This window comes from Treponema bryantii, assembly GCF_900111035.1.
GTDB lineage: Bacteria > Spirochaetota > Spirochaetia > Treponematales > Treponemataceae > Treponema_D > Treponema_D bryantii_C.
Window position 1 is genome coordinate 83379 of record NZ_FOFU01000009.1, and the last position, 23928, is coordinate 107306.

Here is a 23928-nt window from a genome sequence, read left to right on the forward strand (position 1 = left end):
TATGGATTTTCAGGGACTTCTTGATAACATAAAAGAAAAGGCTTCCTCAATTTTTGAAAAGATTCGTGAGTTTTATGAAGAAAACAAAATGCTTTCATATATTATAGCGGGTCTTACAGCACTTTTGCTTATATGTATTATCCTTATAATAGTTCTTGCAGGAAAGAAAAAAGAACCGGAGGTTGTTCCAGGCTCTGTTCTCGAACTTACAGAGCCGCTTGCAATTCCTGATGGACCGGAGCTTCCAAAAGATTATACTGCTTCCCGAACAACAAAAGATAAATGGTCGGAGGAAGAAACTGAACAATGGTTTACTATTCCGACACAAAAAGAAATTGATTCGCTTTCAAAAGCTAATGATAATTTAATAAATGAAATAACAGGAGCTGCACCATGAAAAAAATACTCATAGCATCCGCATGTGCTTTTACGCTATGTTTTACTTCCTGTGCATCTAAAACCGCTCCAGAAACTGAATCTCAAACAGAAGCACCTGATACAGTAAAAGCTGATGCAGAAGAAACTGAAGCTACCTCAGATGATTCAGAAAATACTGCCTCAGATGAAGTTTTAAGCTCAGAAAGTTTTCCAGAACTTGAGGTTATAGAAGAACCTGAAATTATTACTCTTGAACCGGTAGAAGACACAGAGCTTTCTGCAGAGGATACAGAACCTGCTTCAGAAGAAGTTGAAACAGAAGAACCACCTGTAATCTCAGAGATAGAAGAAAGTCCTTCTAATGAAGAGAATAAAGCAGATGAAGCTGAAGATGCGGCAGATACAACAGAAAGTGAAAATAACTCAGAAGGTCAGGTATCAGAAGACACAAGTACTGAAACTCCTGATGTAGTTATTGACTCTTCTTCAGATGATGATGGAATTACAGTCATCGGTGGTGGAATTGATATTACAGATGAAGACTCTGATTCTGATGAAGATTACAGCGATACTCAAAAAACAATAGTTCCATCACGCTCTATAACTCTCAAGAAGTTTGAATATCTTGATGTTACCTACCCTGGTACCGGCTGGATTTACATGGGTCTTACAGATAACTCAAAAGATATTGCATACTTTGGACGCAAGCTTGGAACAAAGGATACAAAGTTTACTCTTCAGGCACGCACTGCAGGAACTAAGATTGTTCATTTCTATAGAAACGATCCTCTTACAGGAAAATATCTTGATGATTATCTTGAAATTGTAATTCTTGCAGAAAACGGTTCAAATAAAACTCATATCGAAGCACCAGAATATAAACTTCCTGTTCAGAAAAAAGAAATTCCAGTAAAACCGGCTGATGAGGACGAAGCTTCAGAAAAAGAAGAAACTGCATCTGAAACTCCAGCACCAGTTCCAACTCCTGTAGCTGCTTCTAAACCAAAAGAGACTAAAACAGTAGAACAGAAAACTGTTGTTAAAGAAGAACAACCTGCACCTCAGGAAAATCAGACTAGTGAGCCAATTCCAGCAGCTCAGGTTTCAGATTCAACAACGCTTTTAAAAGAAGCTCAACTTCTGTATAATGAAAAAGAGTATGCAGCCGCACTCAATAAACTTAATCAGTTCTTTGAGTATTCAACAGATAACCGTGATGAAGCTCTTTATCTTAAAGGACAGATTCTCGAAGCTAAATCAAATATACGTGATATAAAAGGCTCAATTGAAGCATATACATCGCTTACAAAGAACTATCCTGCAAGTAAATACTGGGACAGTGCAAATAAGCGTATTATATATTTAAAAAGATTCTATATGGAGGTTAGATAGATTCTATGAAAAAAATGATTAAATCTATTCTTATTATTGGATTGGGCGCTGCCTTATTTTCATCCTGTATGCTTGGCCGTCCTGCAAAGGAAGATGCTCCTGTCCGCTCAATAACAGTCTCGGGTTCAGGCAGCGTTTCCGTAAAGCCTGATATGGTATCTATGAAGTTTATTGTAAGAACTACAGGCTGGAACTGTCCACAGGTAGCAGAAAGAAATGCAATAAATACAGCGAATACTATTGCTGCAATCAAAGAAGCTGGTATTCCTGAATCAGATATTTCTACATTCGATTATTCAATTACTCAGGATAATTCTCATAACTATGCCGGTGAATACACAGTAAGAAACACTATCGCTGTAGTTATCAGAAATATTGACCTTACAGGAAAGGTAATTGATGCAGCCGTAAAGAACAATACAGGTGCAAACGGAATTACTTCTTTTGAGTATCTTGTATCTGACAAGGCAACTGCACTTCGCGAAGCTCGTACTCTTGCAATTAAGAATGCACAGGATGCAGCTTCCCTTCTCGCAGGTGCAAGCGGTTGTAAGGTAAACGGAGTTCTTGAAATCCGTGAAGATTACACAAGCGCTGGCAGAGGAAACGAAATGATGTTTAAGGCAGTTTCTATGGACAGTGCTTCTGGAGTTCCTACACCAATCGTTGAAGGAAACATCACAATTACATCTAATGTAACTGTAAAATACGAACTTGCTAACTAAATAAAAGAGGACTAAATATATGTTGGACTACAAATTTATTAAAGATAATCTTGATGCGGTAAAACAGAATATCGTAAACCGCAATATGACAGCTGATGCAGACAATGTTGTAGAGCTTTTTGATAAGCGCACTGCCCTTGTTACAAAACTTCAGGGCCTTCAGCAGAAGCGTAATGAAAACGCACAGGCTATGAAGCAGAAGCTAGATCCTGAAAAACGCAACGAGCTCATTGCTGCCGGAAAAGCAATTAAAGACGAAATCACTTCTGTAGAAGCTGAAACAAAAGAAACAGAAGCTGCTCTCGAAGAAGCTGCACGCCAGATTCCAAACATGGTTCATCCAGATGCACCGGTTGGAAAGCTCGATACAGAAAACCTCGAAGTTAAGAAAGTTGGAACTCCACGCAAGTTCGACTTTGAACCAAAGGATCATGTTCAGCTTGGCGAATCACTCGACATCATCGATTTTGACCGCGGTACAAAAGTATCTGGTCCAAAGTTCTACTATCTTAAGAATGAAGCTGTATTCCTTGAGCAGGCTTTGATTATGTACGCCCTCAACACTCTCCGCAAGCACAACTTCCAGATGTTCATTACACCTGATGTTGCTAAAGAAGAAGTTCTTAAGGGAATCGGTTTCAACCCACGTGGTAACGAATCTAACGTTTACTCAATCGAAGAAGAAGGAACTTGTCTCGTAGCTACTGCAGAAATTACTCTCGGTGGTTACCATCAGGATGAAATCCTCGACAAGGCAAGCCTTCCACGTTTCTACGGCGGACTCTCACACTGTTTCCGCCGCGAAGCAGGTGCTGCCGGTCAGTTCTCTAAGGGACTCTACCGCGTTCATCAGTTCGACAAAGTAGAAATGTTTGCTTATGCTACTCCAGAACAGTCTGATGAAATTCACGAAAAGCTTCGCCAGATTGAAGAGGAGATTTTCGAAGGCCTCGGACTTCCATTCCATGTTGTAGATACTTGTACCGGAGACCTCGGTGCTCCAGCTTACCGCAAGTGGGACCTTGAAGCATGGATGCCTGGCCGCAACGGTGGTGAATACGGTGAAGTAACTTCTACTTCTAACTGTACAGACTACCAGGCTCGCCGCCTCAACATTAAGTTCAAGGACGACGACGGAAAGAACAAGTACGTTCACACATTGAACGGAACTGCAATTGCCGTAGGCCGTGCAATGCTCGCAATTCTTGAAAACTATCAGAATGCAGACGGTTCAGTTACAATTCCACCAGTACTCGTTCCTTACTGTGGATTTGATAAGATTTTACCAAAGAAATAAAAAAATATACGGAGGATACAATGGACGATCAGAATAATCCTGGCTACACAAAAATGATCTTCTATCTGCTTCTGTTTCTTTCAGTTGTGCTAGCTGGTTTTCTTTTGAAAACCATATCCTCCGTTATAATTCCGGTTGTACTTTCTTTTATACTTTCGCTGGTTCTTCTTCCAATCATAAAGAAAGTCAACCTTAAAACCGGAATCCCATGGGTTGTATCTTCATTAACAATCGTAATACTTTTTTTCGTTGCTTTACTTGGAATCACATCTATCTTAGTTGGAAGCCTTTCCGGAATTGTTGCTGAATATCCTAAATATGAAAGTAGATTCATGTCTATTTTCCAGCTGATTGCCCAGAATCTTGATTTTGAAATAGATAATTCAAAGAGCCTTATCCAGAATCTCTGGACTTCATTAAAGGTTCGTGAATATGCACAGAAAACCGCTGTAGCTCTTTCTTCAGGTGTAATCTCATTCAGCAAAACACTGTTTTTAATTTCTATTATGTCTGCGTTTATTCTCATTGAAATGCGCCTTACAAAGCGTAAGATTTATTATGCATTTAAGGATAACCGCGAGAAAGTTTCAAGAATTTCTCATCAGATTGTTAATCAGACAGTAAGATACGTTTCCATCAAGTTCTTTATTTCACTTTCAACTGGTGTACTCAGTTTTCTTACAACCTGGCTTCTCGGATTGGATTTCCCAATTGTATGGGGATTCCTTGCCTTTATCATGAACTTTATTCCAATTTTCGGTTCAATCATTTCTGTAGGTTTAACTACCCTTTTCTCTTTGATTCAGTTTTATCCAAACTGGGGAAAAACACTTTTTATTCTGATTTTCCTGACAGCCATAAATATGATTCTCGGAAATATTCTCGAGCCTCGTATTGAAGGTAAAAATCTTGGTATTTCTCCTGTGGCTATTCTGATAAGTCTTTCTGTTTGGGGATATATCTGGGGATTTACAGGAATGCTTCTTGCAGTACCGCTTACTGTTATTATTAAGATTATCTGTGAGAATCTTGATTATATGAAAGGTGCTGCAATCTTCCTTGGAAATGATCCGCGGCAGTCTAACTCAAATAAAACAGCAGACTAATTAAACAGAGTACTTGTGGCCTTTTCATAGAGGAATCGTAAATCTTCTTCCTGAAGTGTTGTATAACGGAAATCAACACTGGAATAAAGGCCATCTGCACTGCGGTAGATTTTATTTACCAGGCTAGTTACAAAGATATCTCTTGTAAGAATAGGACCTCGTTTTATTGAGAAAGAAAGTTTAATTCCATACTCTTCATTTTCAAAGAAAGTACAGGAAGAAGTTTCCATTCCTACAACAAGTCTCTCATGATCAACAAATAGAATTGAAAAAGGTTTTACCCTGTTTTCCATTGCTTCCAGACCGGTTTTATGAGGTTCTGAAAGATATTTACAAACTGGAATAAGCTGAATACCATTTCCTGCATTTTTTTCCTGTTTTGCCTGTTCTACAAATTGCTCTAACAGCTCTTTTGCTTTTTTCTGATATTCCAGTGCTATTATTTTCCATACAGGTCTAACAAAGAGCTCAATACCTTCTGTTGGAATGCACTTAAGATTTAAATCACGGCGGGATTTGCAATCAAAATAAATCACAGAAGAAAAATCATAATCTGAATCTTCTTCAATATCTGCAATGCGTTCAATCTGATCAGGGATAGCAAGAGTGAGGCCCTTTTTAGTAACTGTTACGGGGGAAATAAAATATAAGCCGACTCTATTGAAATAGAACTCAACCTTTACCTTTTTATTTGCAAAGTTTTTTATTGCCTGGGCAGGATTTTCAAGAAGAATCATTCCATCCTTCTTTACTTTCATATTTTCACTTTTTATTGCAACTGGAAAGATTTGAGAAGTCAGGGAGCGGATTTCACCTTCAAAGTCTTCTTTATCAGATGAAATATTATCTTCAATTGGAGTAAGAGTTACAGGAACATTTCCATCAATGAGATACTGAAGAACCAGTTCCCGTTCAATTCCTGTCAGTTTGTCGTGTTCCATCATACTTTTGCCACCTGTCTATAGTAATCTGGTAGAATTCATTGTTTCCAGAAGAATTAAGAAACATTGTCATATCTATTGTACCACAGTCTGCGTAAAAACGCACAGGAATCTGAATAAAATCCGGACCATTAAAAGGTTCACCGAAAAGCCATCTTTTAAAAGGTGAAGATTTGTTTGTTTTTAATTTTCCGAAATATTTTATCCAGCCTTCTTCAAAGTCTTTTAGGAAAAATACATAATTAAAGATATACTTTTTACTGAAATAAGAATCAGCTCCAATATGCCCTTCAGATGCAAAAGCCGTACAAAAAGTATTTACCTTCTCTTTTACTGAAACACGTAAATCTCTTGTATCAAGACTTCCAAAATCCTCAATTGAAGGATAAACAGGACGCTGATATGTTTTTGAGATTTTATATAAGTCTTTTGTATAAGGAACATCCGAACCTAACTGCATTGAACCACGGTTGATTTTCTTTGTAAGTCTTTCACCTTCAAGTTCCATGGTCCAGGTAATGTTCTGTTCCTTTTCTTTTACATTCTGTTTAATTGTATTATTTTCTGTATATACGAGTTTTGATTCCTGTGTATTACTGCATGAAATGGTTAGTAAAGGAATTAAAAAAGAGAATATAAGAATTACAGAATTAAATACTTTTTTCAACAAAAACTCCCGAATAATAAATTCGATGCTAATTATATTAGCATACTTTATAATCATCGTCATTAACAGAAGGCTAAATTTACCGTTTTTTTATATTTATTTTAGTGAACGATATTGACACTTATGCGTATAAATGATATAAATTGAATATCAACTAACAGTTGTTTCGGGCAGTTAGCTCAGCTGGTACGAGCGTCTGGTTTACACCCAGAATGTCGGGAGTTCGATCCTCTCACTGCCCATTTATAAGACTTGGTTTTACCAAGTCTTTTTTTTATTTAACGCAATTAAATTTTAAATAAAATATTAATAGAACTTATTTTATTTTCATATTATAATTTTTAATATGAAAAGTAAGGTATTCTATTTAATTACGTTTGTTTCATTTCTTTTTATTGGTTGCACACGCAATTCGAACTATAACAGCCAGAGCGTTACAGATAGTTCACATATTGAATTTATCTCGCCATTTACAATTGGACGGCTTACTCCTGTTTCTATAAGTTTTATGGAAACTCCTAAATGTCCAATTGGAGATGCTGTAGAGCTCTTTCCGAAAATAAAAGGTGTTTGGGAATATACAGATAATAAAGCAACTTTTATACCAGATGAACCTTACAAAGGTAATTCAAAACTTACACTTAAAGCTGATCTTGCTAAGCTTTTCCAGGATGGCTCTTCAATTTATGAAAGAAATTTCTATGTTGAAGAACCATCATATGAAGTAACTTTTGATGAAGTCAGACTAAATGAAACAGGTTCTTCTTATACAGTTTCAGGAAATGTTTCAACAGATATTCCTGTTTCTGAAAAAGAAATTAAAACCATTCTTAATGCAAAGATGAAATTTCAAAATCAGGAAATAAATTGGAAAAAGACCGATACACCTGAAAAATGGAATTTTACAATTAACATTGATAATACATCAGATAAGGCTCAAGACCTTGAATTAAAGTGGTCTGGAAAAGCCCTTGGTATGTCAAATACAAAGGAAAAACTTTCTTCAGGAAAGAAGATTATTTCACTCCCTGCAAAAACAGCCTTTTCTATTATTGATATCAATAATTCTAAAAAGAATGTAATTCTTGTAAGTTTTTCAAAAGCACTTGATTCAACTCAGGACATTGCTTCTTTTATACGAACTTTAGATTTAAACGGAAAAAAGAAAACAGATTTTTCAACTTCAATTCATGGAAATACCTTATCATTATTCAGTGACTCAAATTGGTCAGATATTCAAACTGTAGCATTCGAACCTGGAATAAAAAGTTCTGAAGGAATTTATCTTGCACAGGCATCTCAAATTTCTTTGTCAGAAAATTGGGAACTTCCATCAGTTCGCTTTATGAATCAAAATGTAATTCTTCCAACTACACAAGGTTCTGTATTACCTATCGAAACAAGAAACCTTACTGGTGTACTTGTTCAGGTTTATCAAATTTACGAAAGAAACATTAATCAGTTTCTTCAGGACAATGAACTTGATGGTACAAGTAGAATTTTCAGAGTTGGAGAACCTGTATGGGAAAAGAAAATCAACTTCAACTGGAATGATTCCATGCAGAATAAATATATTTCCCGTGGACTTGAACTTTCTGAACTTGTAAAAAAATATCCACAGGGAATGTATCACATAAGAGTTTCTTTCAGAAGAGATCAAATTAAATATAGACAAGCTGGTATGGATGACTATGCAGACTTACCAATGCCTCCAGATACAATTGAAGAATACTCTATTCCTAATGAAAAAAGTAGCTGGGATTATTGGGAAAATAAATTAGACACAAGTACTTACTGGAGAAATAAAAACAATCCGTACCATCCAGCCTTTTATATTCCAAGCTATAATTCAGCAAATACCATTTCAAGAAACGTTCTTGTTTCTGATTTAGGTATTATGGCTAAAAAAGATTCATCAAATACACTTTATATTACTGTAGCAGATATTAAAACAGCAAAACCACTTCCAAATGTAGATATTATAGTAAATAATTATGTTGGAAGTACTGTCAGCGCAGGAAAAACCGACAGTAATGGTAATCTTATTCTTCGAAATATTAAAAATGCATTTGTAATTACTGCTAAACAGAATAGACAAACTTCTTATTTAAAGATTTCTGCCGGAACAAATTTAAGCACAAGCCATTTTGAAATTGGTGGTGAAAAATCTGGTACAGGACTTAAAGGAATTATCTACGGAGAACGTGGAATCTGGAGACCTGGTGACAGTCTCTTCCTTACTTTTGTTCTACAGGATCTTACTAAAACTTTACCAAAAGATATACCTGTAACCTTTGAACTTCTTGATCCAATGGGACGTGTAACTGATACTCAGTTATTAACAGAATCTGAAAATTACTTCTACCCTATTACAACTAAAACTGCATCTGATGCACCGACAGGTTTATGGACAGGCCGTGTATCTATAGGTGGAAACACATGGTCAAAATATCTTAACATTGAATCTATTGTTCCAAACAGACTTGCAGTTTCTCTTGAAACTACACAGAAAGTTTTGACTAAGAATAATAACTCATTCACATTAAAAGGTGCATGGCTGCACGGAGCTTCAATTCCAAATTACGAAGCTGATGTATCAGTGGCATTCTCAAAAGCAGAAACAAATTTCGATGGATATTCTGAATTTGTATTTACTAACTATGAAACTGATTTTGATTTCAACCGCAAGGAAATCTGGTCTGGAAAACTAAACTCAGATTCAGAAGCATCATTTAATACACAACTCAATGCTGGAAATAATCTGCCCGGTAAATTACGTGCAAATTTTGTTTCAAGAATTTATGAACCTTCCGGCAACTTCTCTACACAATCAACATCAATGGAATACTCACCTTATGACCGATATGTAGGTATAAAATTACCAAAGGGTGATGCTACTCGAAACATGCTTCTTACAGATACAGATCATACAGTTGATGTTGTTCTTTTAACACCAGAAGGAAAACCTGCAAACGATAGTAATCTCACTTATACACTTTATAAAATTGACTGGAAATGGTGGTGGGAAAAAGATGCATATACAAGCGCAACTCATGTTTCATCACGTTACTACAGTAAAATTGCATCAGGACAATTATATACAAAAAATGGAAAAGGCTCATTTAAGTTCAATGTAAAATATCCAGAATGGGGTCGTTACCTTCTTGAAGTTCGGGATGGAAACTATGGCCATTGTGCAGCAAAAATTGTTTACATTGACTGGCCAGGCTGGGCAGGACGTGCTCAGGAAGGTGGAACAGGAAGTGCCGCAATGCTTCCTCTTGCAGCAAGCAAAACATCATACACACCTGGTGAAAATGCTGAAATTACATTTACTTCAAATGCACAGGCAAGCGCTTATATTTCAATTGAAAAAGGTGGCCACATTATAAAAACACAGAGAATAGATACTGTAAAAGGCTCAAATATCTATAAACTCCCTATTACAAGTGACATGGCACCTAATGTTTATGTTCACCTTTCTCTTATTCAGCCACATATGCAGACTGCAAACAGTCTTCCGGTAAGATTGTATGGTATCATTCCTATAATGGTAGATGATCCATTAACGAAACTTTCACCGGTAATTAAATCTCAAGATACATTTGAACCAAATAAGAAAGCATCCTTTACTGTTTCAGAACAGAATGGACGACCAATGACTTATACACTTGCAGTTGTTGATGAAGGCTTACTTGGTCTTACAAATTACCATGCACCGGCAATTAGAAGTGAATTCTATAAAAAAGAAGCTTCTGAAATTGTAAACTGGGATATCTACCGTTATGTAATAAATGCATATAGTGGAAAACTTGAAACACTGCTTGCAATTGGTGGTTCGGAAGATATTCTTAATAATGCAAAGAATAATGAGAACCGTTTTGCTCCAGTAGTAAGATATTTTGGACCATTTACAGTTAAAGCAAATGAAACAAAAACAACTGAGTTTGAAATGCCTTACTATGTTGGTGCTGTACGTGCAATTGTTGTTGCAGGTAATAACGGTGCTTATGGAACTGCAGAAAAATCAGTTCCTGTAAAATCTTCTCTTATGGCTCAACCAGCATTGCCAAGAACAATGGGTACAAATGAAACTATTCAGGTCCCTGTAACAATATTTAATGGTGAAGACTTTGATAAAAATATTACAGTTACATTCTCTGCTCGAGGCATTATGAACTTTGCTAAGACAGAAAAAGTTAATATTCCTGCAAATGGAAATATTGTTGTAAACTTTACTGTTGAAACTAAAGCAGCTGGCCATGTTCTGTTTGAAACAGTTGTAAAAGATGACAAGAATACCTCAAAATCAACAATTCCAATGGAAATTGAATCAAGAGGTATACCTGTAGTTTACAGCAAGAGTTTCACTGTAAAAGCTGGTAGTTCAACAACTGTAAATACAGAAACACCATCAGAACGCGGTGGTGCAACTTTAAAAGTTGAACTTTCTACATTACCACAGATAAATCTTAACAATCGTCTTGATTATCTTATTCAGTATCCACATGGATGTATTGAACAGATTACTTCAGGAGGATTCCCACAACTTTATATTTCTGATTTTGCAAAACTTTCACCAGATAAAATTAACGAAATCAAAGATAATGTAAAATCTGTATTTGATCGTTATCCAACATATCAGACAGCAATTGGTGCAATGGGATATTGGCCTGGAAACAGTAATCCTCATTCATGGGGAACCTGTTATGCAACTCATTTTATGATTGAAGCTAAGAATCATGGATATGAAGTACCAGAGTCTATATTAGAGCCGGCACTCAACTGGCTTACAACAACAGCTTCTGACTGGCAGTCAAACAGCTACAGTTCTGAATCTTCAAGTATTCAGGCTTACAGACTGTTCGTTATTGCACTTGCAGGAAAAGCTGACATTGGCGCAATGAACAGACTTTATATGAGAACAGATCTATCTAAAGATGCGAAACTTCTACTTGCAGGAGCTTACTCACTGGCTGGAAGAAAAGATACTGCTTCAGATATTTTGAATGCATTCAGTCCATCTACAAATATCTTTAGATCTCTGGGAGATAGTTTTGATTCATCAATCCGAGAACAGGCAATGTATCTCTTTGTAAGCACACTTACAAATGATAACTTCTCAACAAAAACTGACAACCTCGCAAAGAGCGTTGCAGAAACACTTGCTTCTGATAAATGGCTCAATACACAGGAAACTGCATGGTCACTCTTCTCTCTTCTGCCATATTATTCTGCAAAGAAAACTTCTGGAGGAAGTTATATTGTAAAGAATGATATAGCAGAAAGAACTGATACATTCACACAGGCTTCTATTTCAGAAAATCTTCCAGTTTCATATAAGTTCCCTGGTCAGATGGTAACTATCCAGAACACCGGCAGCAATACACTTTATGGAACAGTAATTTGCAGCGGAATGTCTGTTGCTGGAACAGAGTTTGTTCAGAATAAAGGAATCTCTCTTCAGGTAGATGGTATTAATAAGTTGAAGAACATTAAACCAGGTGAAGAAGTTAGTTTAAGAGTACAGATAGCAAATACAAGTTCAACAGAACTTAAGAATCTTGTATTGACAGTACCTATTGGAACTTGTCTTGAATTTGCAAATGAACGCATTTCAAACGAATCCTACAGTTCATCAACTTATACCTATCAGGATATAAGAGATGATGTAATATATACATACTTTGATTTAAATAAAAACGGTACAGTTACTTTCTATTTTAAGGCAACCGCTGCCTATAGTGGAGATTTCACAATACCTGCAATTTATGCTGAAGCTATGTATGATAATAATATAAGGGCTGTTTATCCTGGATTTAAGGTAAAAATGCTTAAATAATGAAAAAAGCTGATATCCAAAAACTTTGGCTGAAAATAAAAAAAAGAAAGCATATAATTCTACTTTCTGTTCTGATTTTATTTTCAGCCAGCCTTATTTTTATAATTCCGGCAAGTCTTGTAGGAAAATCACAGAATTATTCTTATGCTCTCTACGATAAAAATGGTATCCTCTTAGGTGGGCAAGTTGCTGCTGACGAACAATGGCGATTTGCTCCAGATGAAGTTCCAGAAAAATTTAAAAAGGCAATTATTGCCTATGAGGATAAACGTTTTTATTTTCATTCTGGAATTGATATATTATCCATAGCCAGAGCAATTAAATTAAATGTTAGTAAAAAAAGAATTGTATCCGGTGGTTCTACCCTAACAATGCAGACTATCAGGCTTCTGGAAAATCATCCGAAACGTACTTACACTCAAAAAATAAAAGAAGCTTTCATTGCCGTACTCTTTGAAATACGATATACAAAAAAACATATCCTAAAATTATATTGTGCAAATGCTCCATTTGGAGGAAACGTTGTTGGACTTGAAGCGGCATCCTGGAGATATTTTAACCGCCCCCCTTCAGAACTTACATGGGCTGAAACAGCAACCCTTGCTGTTCTTCCTAACCAGCCATCTTTGGTTTATCCTGGTGCAAATTCTGAAATACTTTTAGAAAAAAGAAATTATCTTCTCAATAAGCTATATCAAAAAAAATATTTTGATAAGAAAACTTATGAACTTTCTCTTGCAGAATCACTTCCTTCAAAACCTTTCCCATTACCTTCAAATTCTCCTCATTATCTGGAATATTTGAAACAAACTCATAAAAAAAATCAGACAAAATTTTATACGACACTAGATTACAATATTCAAAAAAACACATTCCGAATAATTGAACACTGGTCTTCTGAATTTTCCCGAAGAGGAATTTCAAACGCAGCAGCTCTTATTCTGGATACTAAAACAAAAGAAGTTCTCGCTTACTGTGGAAATTCTGGAAATGCATTACGTAATCCTGACAGTTATGCAGTTGATATGATTCAATCAAAAAGAAGTTCCGGAAGCCTTTTAAAACCATTTCTGTATGGAGCTATGCTTGATGCAGGAGAACTTTTACCTGATCAGCTGGTAATTGATATTCCAACCCGCATTGGCAATTACAGACCAGATAATAATATAAAAAAATACAGTGGTGTTGTACCAGCTTCAGAAGCTCTTACCCGTTCCCTTAATATTCCTGCAATCCGCGAGCTGAGAAAATTTGGAATAAACAGATTTCTTGATTGTCTTAGAAAATGTGGTTTTACAACTTTCAATCATGATTCCGAATATTATGGATTGCCTCTTATTCTGGGAGGTGGAGAAATAACAATGTGGGAAGCAGCACGTGCTTATGCTGACTTAATGAATAAAGCCTGCATGGAACAATCTGACTTTCCAATTTCTACAGGCAGTTCATGGATAACAGTAAATGTTCTTTCTACAGGAATACGCCCAGAAGATGAAGCTAACTGGCAAAAATATGCAAATTCAAAAAGAATTGCATGGAAGACAGGAACTTCAAATGGTAATAGAGATGCATGGGCTATTGGTATTACACGAGAATATACAGTTGCTGTTTGGATTGGAAATGCAAATGGAATGGGAAATCCAGATTTAAAAAGTGTTTCTACTTCGGCTCCCGTAATGTTTGATATTTTCTCGGTTCTACCTAAAACATCCTGGCCAGATATTCCTTATGATGATTTAACAGAACAAACAGTTTGTTCTCATTCAGGCTTTGCAGCATCTCCTGATTGCAAAGAAACTAAATCTATTTTTAGATCCAGAGCTGCCGTTACCCCGGAACTATGTCCATACTGTAAGAAAATTTCATTTACTTTTGATAAAAAATATAGAGCAACAACAGAAGACCTTACAGGAGAAAAGGCTGGAATATATAATGGAACTCTTCCCAAAATCGAAAAACGATTTGTACTGCCGCCAAATCTGGAATACTGGTATAAAAATACAAGTGTAGTTTATACTTCCCTGCCAGATTTTGTGCCCTGGCACCATTCTACTTCTGCTGACAATCTTTCTATTGTATTTCCTGAGCCTAATGCAAAAATTATCATACCTGTAGAAATTGATGGCACCCAGGGAGCTATGGTAATGCAGGCTGCAGTTCGTTCTTCCGATACTTTTGTTTATTGGGATGTTGATGGTATTTATTTAGGTTACACAGAAAAAGTCCATGAAATGACAATTTCGCCAGATTCTGGAACTCATATTCTTACAGTTACAGATAGTAATGGAAATATATTGAAACGAAAATTTGAAATTCTTGAGAGCTAGCAATATTTTAATAGATAAATACTAAAATATTTATTAAAATATAAAGATAAAGATTAAAACTTGGAGGTTTTATGAAAAAAATTACAATAAGTATTTTCATTTTATGTGCATTATCACTTTTCATTAGTTGTGGAGATGAGAAAAAATCTCCTGCAAAAAAAGCAAATGAAACTAACAGCACTAAAGCAAAAGAAAATAAAGTTGAAACTATTACTTCTGTAGTTCTTTATGACGGTACACCGTTCTATTCAGAGAATGCAGACGGTAAAATGGTTTATGCAGATGAAGCTCCTTTGGGAGAAACAATCCGCATTTATGTTAAAAACAACAGCATTGAACAGAAAGAAGCAATTCGTCTTTTGAGCTCAGGTAAAGAAGAAACCTTTAATTTTGTTCACGTTGCATATTTTGATAAAGATTACTGGACAAGAGATATTTTCATCACAAATGATGCTGCTCTTACGGCTGGGTGTATTACCGCTCAGGCTCTTACCTACAGTTCTCCAGACGGTTCCTCTGCTACATCGAAGAAAATTGAAGCCGGAACACTCGTAGCTGTAAACGAATCTTCTAAAACAAGAGATACAGATCTTGATATCGAGTTCGTTGAAATCACATATTACAGCGGAGCTGCGTTTGGAAAAAGAATCTATGTTAAGAGTAATTTAGTTTCTACTAATTCAGCAGATATTGTTGCTTTACAGACAATTGCAAAGATGAAGTCAAATGAAAACTTGAATCCAGATGTAAAAACACAGTTGATGGATTCTTTAAACAGCCTGCCTGTTTCATCTTATGTTGCAGATATTATATCTGATCTGTAATTAAAAAAGGAGAAATTAATATGAAAAGAACTCTTATTTTAGTAATATCTGTTTTATTTACATTAAATGCATTTGCAGCATCTTCAAAAGTTGTAATGTTACGCGACAATGGTCCTTTGAGAAAGGCAAATGATTCAAACGGAGTTGAATGGGCCGAAACTGTAACCGCTGGAACAGAACTTGAACTTGAATCTGATGAAATAGTAATTAAAGATCTTGTTACATCTTCTAAAACTTATTCTGATGTAAAGTTCTACAAAGTAAAATACAACAAAAATACATATTTTGTTCAGGAATCTGATGTTGAAATCTGTTCATCAGCCTCTGTTCTTCAAAAAGATGCACTTCTTTTTACAAAACCTACACTTTATTCTTATAGAAATGCTATTCTTGAAAGAGGAACTCTTGTAGTTATCGGTGATTCAGTAAAACAGTTTAACAATGAATTTACAAAAATCACATTCTATGATACAAACGATGGTCTTAAGCGTTCAAGATATGTTTATTCAAACACAATCAGTAATTCTGATAAAGATGTAAAAGCTGTTCTTCTTCTTGAAAAAGGAAGAAAAACTGAAAACGAAGACTTGAAAAAAGAATTCCTTGATAATGCTAAATCAATGAAGACATCTCCACTTATCAGTTCTTATATTTCTGATGAAATCGCAAAAATCTATAATATTTCACTGTTTAGTGATGATTCAATAATTTCTATTGATGGCTTCTCATCATATATTAAAACTAATGATGGTTCTAAAGTAAATGTTCGTTCATTACCAGGAACTGCCGGCGAAGTTATTGGACAATTCGAATCAGTAAATAATCCAGCTGTATTTGTCAGCATGAAAACAGACGGTACAGAGGAAATTGATGGTATCACAGACAGCTGGTATTATGTTAGTGAATTAGATTCTGAGTCATCAGAACCTAAATTTGAAGGAATTGAAGGCTGGGTATTTGGTGCTTTCTTAAATAAATAAGCAATAGATACCAATAAAATGTCTTAAAAAAATCAGGGCTGCCCATTTCTTTTTGGACAGCCCCTTTTATTTATTCTTCAGAAGAAGAAGTTTCTCTTTCTTTTTCTTCTTTTTCCAGTTCATTAAGTTTCTGAACCATTTCGAAGCCGGCTTTCATGCCTGCGTCTACGTGGAACTGAAGTTTTGGGAACTGGCGGATTCTAAGTTTTTTTGCAATTTCACGCTGAATGAAGCCTGCTGCTGCATTAAGACCGTCTACTCCCTTTCCTACCTGATTATCAGGCAAGAAAGAAGATACGTAAACTTTTGCGTAGCTTAAGTCGCTTGTAACTTCAACACGGTTGATGCTCAAAAAGGTTGAAACACGTGGATCTTTTACTTCTCCACGCAGAATCAACTGGGAAATCTCATCGCGGAGCTGGTCATTCAGTCTTTGAATACGATACTGTCCCATTACTGAGCTCCTTCTGAACCACTTGCAGTTACATTACGTTTTGCAGCCTCAGCTTCTTCTTCGGCAATAGTCTTACCAAGTTTCTTAGCAACTTCGATGATCTCGAATACTTCGAGACGGTCACCAACCTGGATATCCTGCCAGTTCTCTAAGCCGATACCACATTCGTAACCAGTAGAAACTTCCTTGGCATCATCCTTAAAGCGCTTGAGGGAAGAAATCTTACCAGTGAAGATAACAATACCATCACGAACAAGGTTTACACTTGAAGTGCGGCGTACAATACCTTCTGATACAGAACATCCGGCAATTACGCCAACCTTTGGTACCTTGAATGTATTGCGTACTTCCACCTGACCGATAACTTCTTCTTTTGTATCCGGCTGGAGCATACCTTCCATAGCCTGCTGAACTTCTTCAACACACTTGTAGATGATATTATATTTTCTGATTTCAACCTGTTCCTGCTCAGCAAGAGTTTTTGCCTTTGGTGTTGGACGTACATTGAAACCAATGATAATTGCATTAGAGTCAGCCGCAGCAAGAGTAACGTCTGATTCGTTGATAGCACCCGCACTTGAGTGAATAACAGAAAGGCGTATTTCGCGAGTTGAAAGCTTTTCCAAAGAAGACTTGAGGGCTTCTGCAGATCCCTGAAGATCTGCCTTAATGATAACCTTAAGTTCTTTAACTTCGCTGTCTTTAATATCGCTGAACAGAGTATCAAGAGTTGTCTTCTTAACAGCCTTAGCAGCTTCGAAGCGCTTGAGTTCCTGACGCTTGCTTGAAATAGCGCGAGCATCCTTTTCGCTCTCTGTTACCTGGAATGGGTCGCCCGCATTTGGCATTTCTTCCATACCAAGAACTTCAACAGGAGTTGAAGGACCAGCTTCCTGAATACGGCGTCCTCTGTCATCAAACATAGCACGTACACGTCCAGAGTAAATACCGGCAACAAATGGATCTCCCTGTTTGAGAGTACCACGCTGTACAACAACAGTTGAAACAACACCGCGTCCCTGATCTACGCGAGATTCAAGAATCTTACCTTCTGCACGGCATTCGTAGTTAGCCTTAAGCTCAAGCATTTCTGCCTGAAGAAGAATTGCGTCAAGAAGATCATCAATACCTTCTTTCTTAAGAGCAGAGATGTGTACATACTGAGTATCTCCACCCCATTCTTCCGGAGTAAGTCCCTGCTCAGAAAGCTGAGTCTTAACACGGTCCGGGTTAGCTTCAGGCTTATCAACCTTGTTTACAGCAACGATGATAGGAACCTTAGCGTCCTTAGCATGAGCAATAGCTTCCATAGTCTGAGGCATAACACCATCATCAGCAGCTACTACAAGAACTACGATATCTGTTACCTGAGCACCACGTGCACGCATCATAGTAAATGCTTCGTGACCTGGTGTATCAAGGAATGTAATTTTTCCCTTAGGAGTTGAAACTGAGTAAGCACCGATAGACTGAGTAATACCACCAGCTTCTCCGGCAGCAACGTTTGCATGGCGAATAGCATCCAAAGTCTTTGTTTTACCATGGTCTACGTGTCCCATTACAGTTACAATTGGAGGACGTGGAAGAAGTTCTACACCATCATCCTTTTCGCTTTCAATTACAGTTTCATCATAAAGGCTTACGAGGTGAACCTCACAGCCATATTCTGCAGCAAGAAGAGTTGCAGTATCAGAATCGATAGACTGGGTAATTGTAACCATCATACCCATGCCCATAAGCTTTCCGATAACTTCACTTGCCTTAAGATTCATCTTACGAGCAAGGTCAGAAACCGAAATAGTTTCCATGATATCGATTGACTTTGGTACTACAGAAGCTGGAGTTTCAACCTTCTTCTTCTGACCAAAGAGGTTATCATCGTACTGCTCTTCGTCCTTGCGGTTATATATCTGTTTTTTGCCTTTAAATGCCTTTTTAGCTGGCTGGCGTGACTGATCTACCGGAGGAACTGGAGCAGCCCCTCCCATTCCGCCTGTACGAGGTCTAAAGCCTCCCTGTCCGCCCTGGCCGCCACGGTTGAATCCACCCTGGCCTCCCTGACCACCGCGGTTAAATCCGCCCTGGCCACCTTGTCCGCCGCGGTTGAAGCCGCCCTGACGTCCGCCCTGGCCGTTGTTATCGCGGTCGCGGTTCTGATAATTCTGACGAGCCTGAGAGCCGCTGAAGCCACCGCCCTGACCATTTCTGTCACGGTTGTAGCCACCCTGTCCTCCCTGTCCGCCGCGATTATATCCGCCCTGACCGTTTCCGTTTCTGTCGCGGTTATATCCACCCTGTCTAGGCTTATCTGAAAGATTACCAGCCTTTACATTTGGGCGAGCTGAGTTTAATTCAAAAGCACGAGGCTTAGCACCTTCAGGTCTTGTTCCATTACCAGCTGGCTTAGATTCTGGTTTATGCTGTACAGGAGCCGCATTCTCATTCTTCTTAACGACAACATGCTTCTGTCCATTACCGCCTGACTGACCAGCCTGTCCCTGAGGTTGTGTATTTGTCTGTGGAGCTGCAGGTGCCTTCTTTTTTACAACAACTACCTTTTTCTTTTCAGGAGCTGTGGCAGGAGTTGAATCCTGCTGTTTCTTATGCACTACAAATCCGGGCTTTTTTTCGTTTTCTTCAGCCATTATTATCTTCTACCTTCCTTATTCCTCTACTTCAAACTCAAACTCAACGCCACAATTTGGACAGTGAGTCATATCCAAAGTAATCTTTGCACCACATTCAGGACAGAAGTATTCTTCTTCCTCTTCTGCAGCAGCTTCTTCGCTTGCTGGAGCTTCTGGCTGAGCAGCAGCCTCTTCTGCAGGAGCTTCAGATGCATCAGATTCATCTTCCTCTACGAACTCTACATTTTCATTGATAAGTTCGTTTATCTTATCAAGAGCTTCTTTAGAAACTCCTTCTACATTAATTGTGCCATTATCATAAGCTTCAACGAAGTCCTGGAACTCTTCAATTCCAGCAGCCTTAAGAAGAGCTGCAACTTCAGCATCAACTCCAGGAAGCTCAGAAATCTTAGAAATCTCTTCAACAGCCTCGTCGTTGAACAGGTTACGTGCATTCTGAACAGTGTTGAATGAAGAAAGATCAAGTTCTTCAGCCTGTTCAATAGTCTTAACATCGATATTCCAGTCACACAAGCGGTTTGCAAGGCGAACATTCTGTCCCTGGCGACCGATTGCAAGAGAGAACTGAGAATCTTCAACAATTGCAAGAGCCTGTTTCTTGTCTGCATCAGTAATAATTACACGTTCAACCTGAGCTGGTGAAAGTGCATTCTTAATGAATACAGCTGGATCAGCATCCCACTTAAGAACGTCGATTTTTTCGTTCATAAGTTCGCGGATAACATTCTGAATACGAACACCACGAAGACCAACACAAGCTCCAACAGGATCAACCTCTTCACGAGCAGAAGAAACAGCAATCTTTGTTCTGTAACCTGCATCGCGAACGATTCTGTTAATTTCAACAGTTCCGTCAGCAATTTCTGGAACTTCTTTTTCAAGAATAGAGCTTACCAGCTTTGTATCGCTTCTTGAAAGAACAAGCTGAATACCAGTATTTGTTGGCTTAACGTCTACGATAAGAGCCTTAATTCTGTCTCCCTTTTCATAAATCTCAAGCTTTGACTGATATTTTGTTGGAAGGAAACCTTCAATACGACCTGCATTTCCAAGGTCAACAAAGATATTTCCATTGCGTTCGCGCTGGTGATATCCGATAATCATTTCACCAATTTTGTCTTTATATTCGTTCATCAGTGATGTCTTATAAGTTTCGTTCAATCCCTGGTGAGCAGTCTGCTTTCCAACAGTAACAGCCGAACGGTCAAAAGTTTTAGGGTCTTCAAGAATATCAATCTCATCACCCTCTTCAACTTCGTCTCCAGCAAGCTTTCTTGCATCTTCAAGTTCAATTTCCTTAACAGGGTCGTAAACACCGTCTACAACAACCTTACGTGAATAAATTGAAACATCCGACATATCATCATTGAATTTTACAATTGCATTCTCATCATCACCATAAGTGCGTTTATAAGCAGCCTTCAGAGCCTTTTCAATAGTCTGTTTTACAGAATCCTCTGAATAACCTTTTTCCGAAATCAACGCTCGGATTGCCTCTGCCATTTCTGACATCTTCAACTCCTCGGGAATTATTTCCCTAAATAATTGTCTTAGTTATAGTCAAATTTTGCTTTCGCAATATTTTCATAAGAAACAGAGAAAGATTTTCCATCCTCTGCTTCCAAAGTTACCTGTTTATCATCTGCAGAAAGAATCTTACCGCTAACCCAGTCAGTAACAGTCTTATCCCAGACACGAACAGCACGTCCAGCAAATACTCCGAACTCTGCCGCATTTTTAATATTGTGCTCAATACCAGGGCTTGTAAGTTCCATCATAGTATCTTCAGTTCCAAGCAGCGCTTCGAGGCGTGGAAGAAGAACACGGTGAACCTTTGCGCAATCATTAACTCCAATATTACCATCCGGCTCAGTTGAAGCAATCATTGCAGAAATCTTTGTGGTAGTCTTAGAAGGAACAATCTTCAAATCAACAAGCTTAAAGCCCATTCCCTCAACAAGAGCAGCACATTCATCATAATACTTAATGCTTTTGTAAGATGTGTATTCCATAAATCCTTTTTAATCCGCCGGCTCTCAAAAACCGGTTTCTGGCAATAAAAAAGACCCGTGGGCCTCACGAGTCTTTTTAATATTTATATTAAACTGACTATTACAATATAGAAGAAAAGTAAATTTTTGTCAATCTTTTTATAGGAGGGAGAAGCCTCTCCCTGCGCTCCAAAGTCCTCACTCACTCCGTTCGCTCCGGTCTTTTCCGCTACCCTCTCTGCGGGGACACCCCGCAACGCCCCTCTTCTCATATTATTTATTGATTTGTCAAATCTACTACAACAGCAGGAACAACTCCGGCAATGACATCAGTTGTCTTATAAGTTTTTCCAGAACCCCAAATTATTGGAGCCTGTTTCTTTTCTTCGTCAGTAAGTATGTCCACATACTCTTCACATCGCAGCCACCACGCGCTACCTTTTGCAGCTTTATTTGCGATTGCATAATCTGTTGGAATCCTTTCTCTGGCATCACAAGGTACATCAAATGGAGTAAATCCATAATTCTCATTGGTTACTTCAGATGGGCTTAATAAAAATGCATTACTAATAAACATATATTCGGAAGTTATATACTTTTTCAAACCACACCTCATTAAACAAGACTTATCAAGATTAAATGCCATATTAAAAAAACCTTTGTTAAGGTAAGTATTTTCATATATACCTCTTGAATTTATATATTCAATACCATCCAACCAAGCCCTTATTAAACTATATTCATAATCATTAGGATATATTTCTTTGCGATTATATATTCTCCTCGTGGATTTATTATACGGCATTGCAGTAAGTATATTTTCAGCTAAAAGTAATGAATATTTCGGGTGAATTATTTCACCTTCATTTTCCCCCGCAACACCTTCCATATAATCTATATACTCATTTGTAAGCACACGCCATTTGATTGGTTCAACCTTAAAATATGTAATTTTTCCAGTTGAAACTGGAGTGCCATCGCTGTATATATAATTGTCTCTATATGGATTTTCTGAAACTTTTACATACCATTCTCCATCACTTCCCAAATAAGAAATAAAACCTTCATTTTCTCTCGTTTTAGACTCATCTACTGTAATATTATCTTTTTTTCTTGTTTGTGGCCATCTTCCAAATTCAACATAAGTCCAGTCTGCCCCTGCAGTTCCATCGGTTCCTGGCGGCAATATGTTTAATTCTATATCTTTTTTTATCCACAATGCATATAATTCCATATCTCCATATGATGGAGATACGGTTGATTTTTGAGTTTCCTCTGCATAATTTTCATCTGTATACCAGCCACCAAAGATGTATCCAGTACGCACTGGTACAGGAAGATAGTAATCTGATTCTATATTATATATTGTTTCAGTGATAGATTCGCGCTCATCATTGTAATGAAATGTTATTTTATAACTCCATTTTGCAAACAATACTTGCCCATAAGCATATGAATCATCAAGTTCTGTAACTTTTTGTCCAGAAAAATCAGCATTGTAATAGAACCCTTCAAAAGCAAAAGGGGCTTGTTGAGGTGCTACAAGTTGTAAAGGAGTTTTTCTTCCATAAGTATAAATATAAGGTGCATCATCAGGCAGTATTCCTCCATTTAAAACATAAAGTATAACTACACGAGCATTCACTCCATCAGTACCATCAGTACCATTTGTACCGTCAGTACCATCTTCGCCGTCGATTCCATCTTTACCATCAATTCCGTCATGTCCATCAATTCCATCTTTTCCACTGGCTGCTAAAAGGGTCCATTTTTCACCATCATAAATATACGAACAGCCATCTGTTGTATTGTAATACGCCCAAAGATATTCCGGGTTTTCAATTTCATCAGCACTGGCAAAAGAACCTTTCCAGACTATTGTTTGCGTAACTGTAATTACCTGTGGAGTAGTATCCACATTGCAGGCAAATAATAAAACCTGAAAGAAAAACAGAAAACTTATTCTTATTGCAAACTTTTTCATAAATTACTCCATTCTTTTAATTTATAATTAATATAAAATTAATTTAGTATTTAATCATTACATCACTCATTGCTGTAGTACCATCGGCGAAATGGGCGATTACTACGTAGCATTGGTTAGTTTCTATTTCATTTAATGGTATATCATACTTATCTTTTTTCCAGTTGCCAGTATCATTCGGAATAAATTTATCTCCTATTGTTTTTTTGTAGAATTCCCAATCATCTATTTCCCAATTCTTACATATTTGATTAGAAAGTTTTGAAAATATACTGTTCATAAAACATCTCCGCTTATTATATTATTACTATAATTTTACAATACAAATTCTGATTTGTCATTTAAAGAACGTCGTTAATTACCTGCTAATTG

The 23928-nt window shown here is 37.2% G+C and carries 17 protein-coding genes and 1 tRNA gene; 10 read left to right on the forward strand and 8 right to left on the reverse strand.

Translation table 11 applies throughout. The features are described from left to right. The first annotated feature begins 1 nt into the window (after position 1). The 5 genes from BMY21_RS12915 to BMY21_RS12935 are packed head-to-tail and all read left to right on the forward strand — an operon-like array spanning position 2 to position 4898. Positions 2–397: a hypothetical protein gene (locus tag BMY21_RS12915; protein ID WP_074644857.1), complete on the forward strand. Its 396-nt coding sequence runs from the start codon at positions 2–4 to the stop codon at positions 395–397. Further along, positions 394–1770: a DUF8523 domain-containing protein gene (locus tag BMY21_RS12920; protein ID WP_074644859.1), complete on the forward strand. Its 1377-nt coding sequence runs from the start codon at positions 394–396 to the stop codon at positions 1768–1770. The genes BMY21_RS12915 and BMY21_RS12920 overlap by 4 nt, the downstream gene beginning before the upstream one ends. Positions 1771–1775: 5 nt before the next feature. Continuing rightward, positions 1776–2495: an SIMPL domain-containing protein gene (locus BMY21_RS12925; protein ID WP_074644860.1), complete on the forward strand. Its 720-nt coding sequence runs from the start codon at positions 1776–1778 to the stop codon at positions 2493–2495. 19 nt (positions 2496–2514) lie between these two features. After that, positions 2515–3792, forward strand: coding sequence for a serine--tRNA ligase (serS, locus tag BMY21_RS12930; protein WP_074644862.1), 1278 nt, complete (start codon positions 2515–2517; stop codon positions 3790–3792). A 20-nt stretch (positions 3793–3812) separates the two neighbouring features. Beyond that, the gene (locus BMY21_RS12935; RefSeq protein WP_074644864.1) at positions 3813–4898 is read left to right on the forward strand and encodes an AI-2E family transporter; all 1086 of its coding nucleotides are present in this window, start codon (positions 3813–3815) and stop codon (positions 4896–4898) included. On the opposite strand, the gene BMY21_RS12940 is transcribed toward BMY21_RS12935, so the two are convergent. Continuing rightward, positions 4895–5842, reverse strand: coding sequence for a hypothetical protein (locus BMY21_RS12940; RefSeq protein WP_256210452.1), 948 nt, complete (start codon positions 5840–5842; stop codon positions 4895–4897). The genes BMY21_RS12935 and BMY21_RS12940 overlap by 4 nt on opposite strands. After that, on the reverse strand, positions 5811–6506 hold the full coding sequence (locus BMY21_RS12945; protein WP_074644866.1) for a hypothetical protein: 696 nt from the start codon (positions 6504–6506) through the stop codon (positions 5811–5813). The genes BMY21_RS12940 and BMY21_RS12945 overlap by 32 nt, the downstream gene beginning before the upstream one ends. Before the next feature lie 168 nt (positions 6507–6674). Here BMY21_RS12945 and BMY21_RS12950 point away from each other — a divergent pair. The 5 genes from BMY21_RS12950 to BMY21_RS12970 all read left to right on the forward strand — a co-directional run bounded on the left by BMY21_RS12950 (position 6675) and on the right by BMY21_RS12970 (position 16479). Then, positions 6675–6748, forward strand: a tRNA-Val gene (locus tag BMY21_RS12950). A 104-nt stretch (positions 6749–6852) separates the two neighbouring features. Beyond that, on the forward strand, positions 6853–12348 hold the full coding sequence (locus tag BMY21_RS12955; protein ID WP_083379874.1) for an alpha-2-macroglobulin family protein: 5496 nt from the start codon (positions 6853–6855) through the stop codon (positions 12346–12348). After that, positions 12348–14675, forward strand: coding sequence for a penicillin-binding protein 1C (pbpC, locus tag BMY21_RS12960; protein WP_074644868.1), 2328 nt, complete (start codon positions 12348–12350; stop codon positions 14673–14675). Before BMY21_RS12955 ends, pbpC begins: the two co-directional genes overlap by 1 nt. A 71-nt stretch (positions 14676–14746) precedes the next feature. After that, the gene (locus tag BMY21_RS12965) at positions 14747–15499 is read left to right on the forward strand and encodes a hypothetical protein (protein ID WP_074644870.1); all 753 of its coding nucleotides are present in this window, start codon (positions 14747–14749) and stop codon (positions 15497–15499) included. 20 nt (positions 15500–15519) lie between these two features. Continuing rightward, positions 15520–16479: an SH3 domain-containing protein gene (locus tag BMY21_RS12970; protein WP_074644871.1), complete on the forward strand. Its 960-nt coding sequence runs from the start codon at positions 15520–15522 to the stop codon at positions 16477–16479. Between the two features lie 70 nt (positions 16480–16549). Here BMY21_RS12970 and rbfA read toward each other — a convergent pair whose 3' ends face one another. From rbfA to BMY21_RS13000, 6 genes are all read right to left on the reverse strand, one after another. Next, positions 16550–16933 carry a 30S ribosome-binding factor RbfA gene (gene rbfA / locus BMY21_RS12975; RefSeq protein WP_074644873.1) on the reverse strand — a complete coding sequence of 128 codons (384 nt, stop codon included), beginning with the start codon at positions 16931–16933 and terminating at the stop codon, positions 16550–16552. Next, positions 16933–19578 carry a translation initiation factor IF-2 gene (infB, locus tag BMY21_RS12980; RefSeq protein WP_074644875.1) on the reverse strand — a complete coding sequence of 882 codons (2646 nt, stop codon included), beginning with the start codon at positions 19576–19578 and terminating at the stop codon, positions 16933–16935. Before infB ends, rbfA begins: the two co-directional genes overlap by 1 nt. Positions 19579–19596: 18 nt before the next feature. Continuing rightward, positions 19597–21093, reverse strand: a complete 1497-nt coding sequence (gene nusA / locus BMY21_RS12985) for a transcription termination factor NusA (RefSeq protein WP_074644876.1) — start codon at positions 21091–21093, stop codon at positions 19597–19599. Between the two features lie 38 nt (positions 21094–21131). Beyond that, positions 21132–21593 carry a ribosome maturation factor RimP gene (gene rimP, locus BMY21_RS12990; RefSeq protein ID WP_074644878.1) on the reverse strand — a complete coding sequence of 154 codons (462 nt, stop codon included), beginning with the start codon at positions 21591–21593 and terminating at the stop codon, positions 21132–21134. Positions 21594–21849: 256 nt separating this feature from the next. Next, positions 21850–23556 carry an InlB B-repeat-containing protein gene (locus BMY21_RS12995; protein ID WP_074644880.1) on the reverse strand — a complete coding sequence of 569 codons (1707 nt, stop codon included), beginning with the start codon at positions 23554–23556 and terminating at the stop codon, positions 21850–21852. Positions 23557–23599: 43 nt separating this feature from the next. Further along, on the reverse strand, positions 23600–23836 hold the full coding sequence (locus tag BMY21_RS13000) for a hypothetical protein (protein WP_074644881.1): 237 nt from the start codon (positions 23834–23836) through the stop codon (positions 23600–23602). Positions 23837–23928: the final 92 nt, after the last annotated feature.

Excerpts from the sequence above, each read along its gene's own strand:
- BMY21_RS12915 (WP_074644857.1), top strand. The coding sequence starts at position 2 with ATGGATTTTCAGGGACTTCTTGATAACATAAAAGAAAAGGCTTCCTCA.
- BMY21_RS12920 (WP_074644859.1), top strand. The coding sequence starts at position 394 with ATGAAAAAAATACTCATAGCATCCGCATGTGCTTTTACGCTATGTTTT.
- BMY21_RS12925 (WP_074644860.1), top strand. The coding sequence starts at position 1,776 with ATGAAAAAAATGATTAAATCTATTCTTATTATTGGATTGGGCGCTGCC.
- serS (WP_074644862.1), top strand. The coding sequence starts at position 2,515 with ATGTTGGACTACAAATTTATTAAAGATAATCTTGATGCGGTAAAACAG.
- BMY21_RS12935 (WP_074644864.1), top strand. The coding sequence starts at position 3,813 with ATGGACGATCAGAATAATCCTGGCTACACAAAAATGATCTTCTATCTG.
- BMY21_RS12940 (WP_256210452.1), bottom strand. The coding sequence starts at position 5,842 with ATGATGGAACACGACAAACTGACAGGAATTGAACGGGAACTGGTTCTT.
- BMY21_RS12955 (WP_083379874.1), top strand. The coding sequence starts at position 6,853 with ATGAAAAGTAAGGTATTCTATTTAATTACGTTTGTTTCATTTCTTTTT.
- pbpC (WP_074644868.1), top strand. The coding sequence starts at position 12,348 with ATGAAAAAAGCTGATATCCAAAAACTTTGGCTGAAAATAAAAAAAAGA.
- BMY21_RS12965 (WP_074644870.1), top strand. The coding sequence starts at position 14,747 with ATGAAAAAAATTACAATAAGTATTTTCATTTTATGTGCATTATCACTT.
- BMY21_RS12970 (WP_074644871.1), top strand. The coding sequence starts at position 15,520 with ATGAAAAGAACTCTTATTTTAGTAATATCTGTTTTATTTACATTAAAT.
- rbfA (WP_074644873.1), bottom strand. The coding sequence starts at position 16,933 with ATGGGACAGTATCGTATTCAAAGACTGAATGACCAGCTCCGCGATGAG.
- infB (WP_074644875.1), bottom strand. The coding sequence starts at position 19,578 with ATGGCTGAAGAAAACGAAAAAAAGCCCGGATTTGTAGTGCATAAGAAA.
- nusA (WP_074644876.1), bottom strand. The coding sequence starts at position 21,093 with ATGTCAGAAATGGCAGAGGCAATCCGAGCGTTGATTTCGGAAAAAGGT.
- rimP (WP_074644878.1), bottom strand. The coding sequence starts at position 21,593 with ATGGAATACACATCTTACAAAAGCATTAAGTATTATGATGAATGTGCT.
- BMY21_RS12995 (WP_074644880.1), bottom strand. The coding sequence starts at position 23,556 with ATGAAAAAGTTTGCAATAAGAATAAGTTTTCTGTTTTTCTTTCAGGTT.
- BMY21_RS13000 (WP_074644881.1), bottom strand. The coding sequence starts at position 23,836 with ATGAACAGTATATTTTCAAAACTTTCTAATCAAATATGTAAGAATTGG.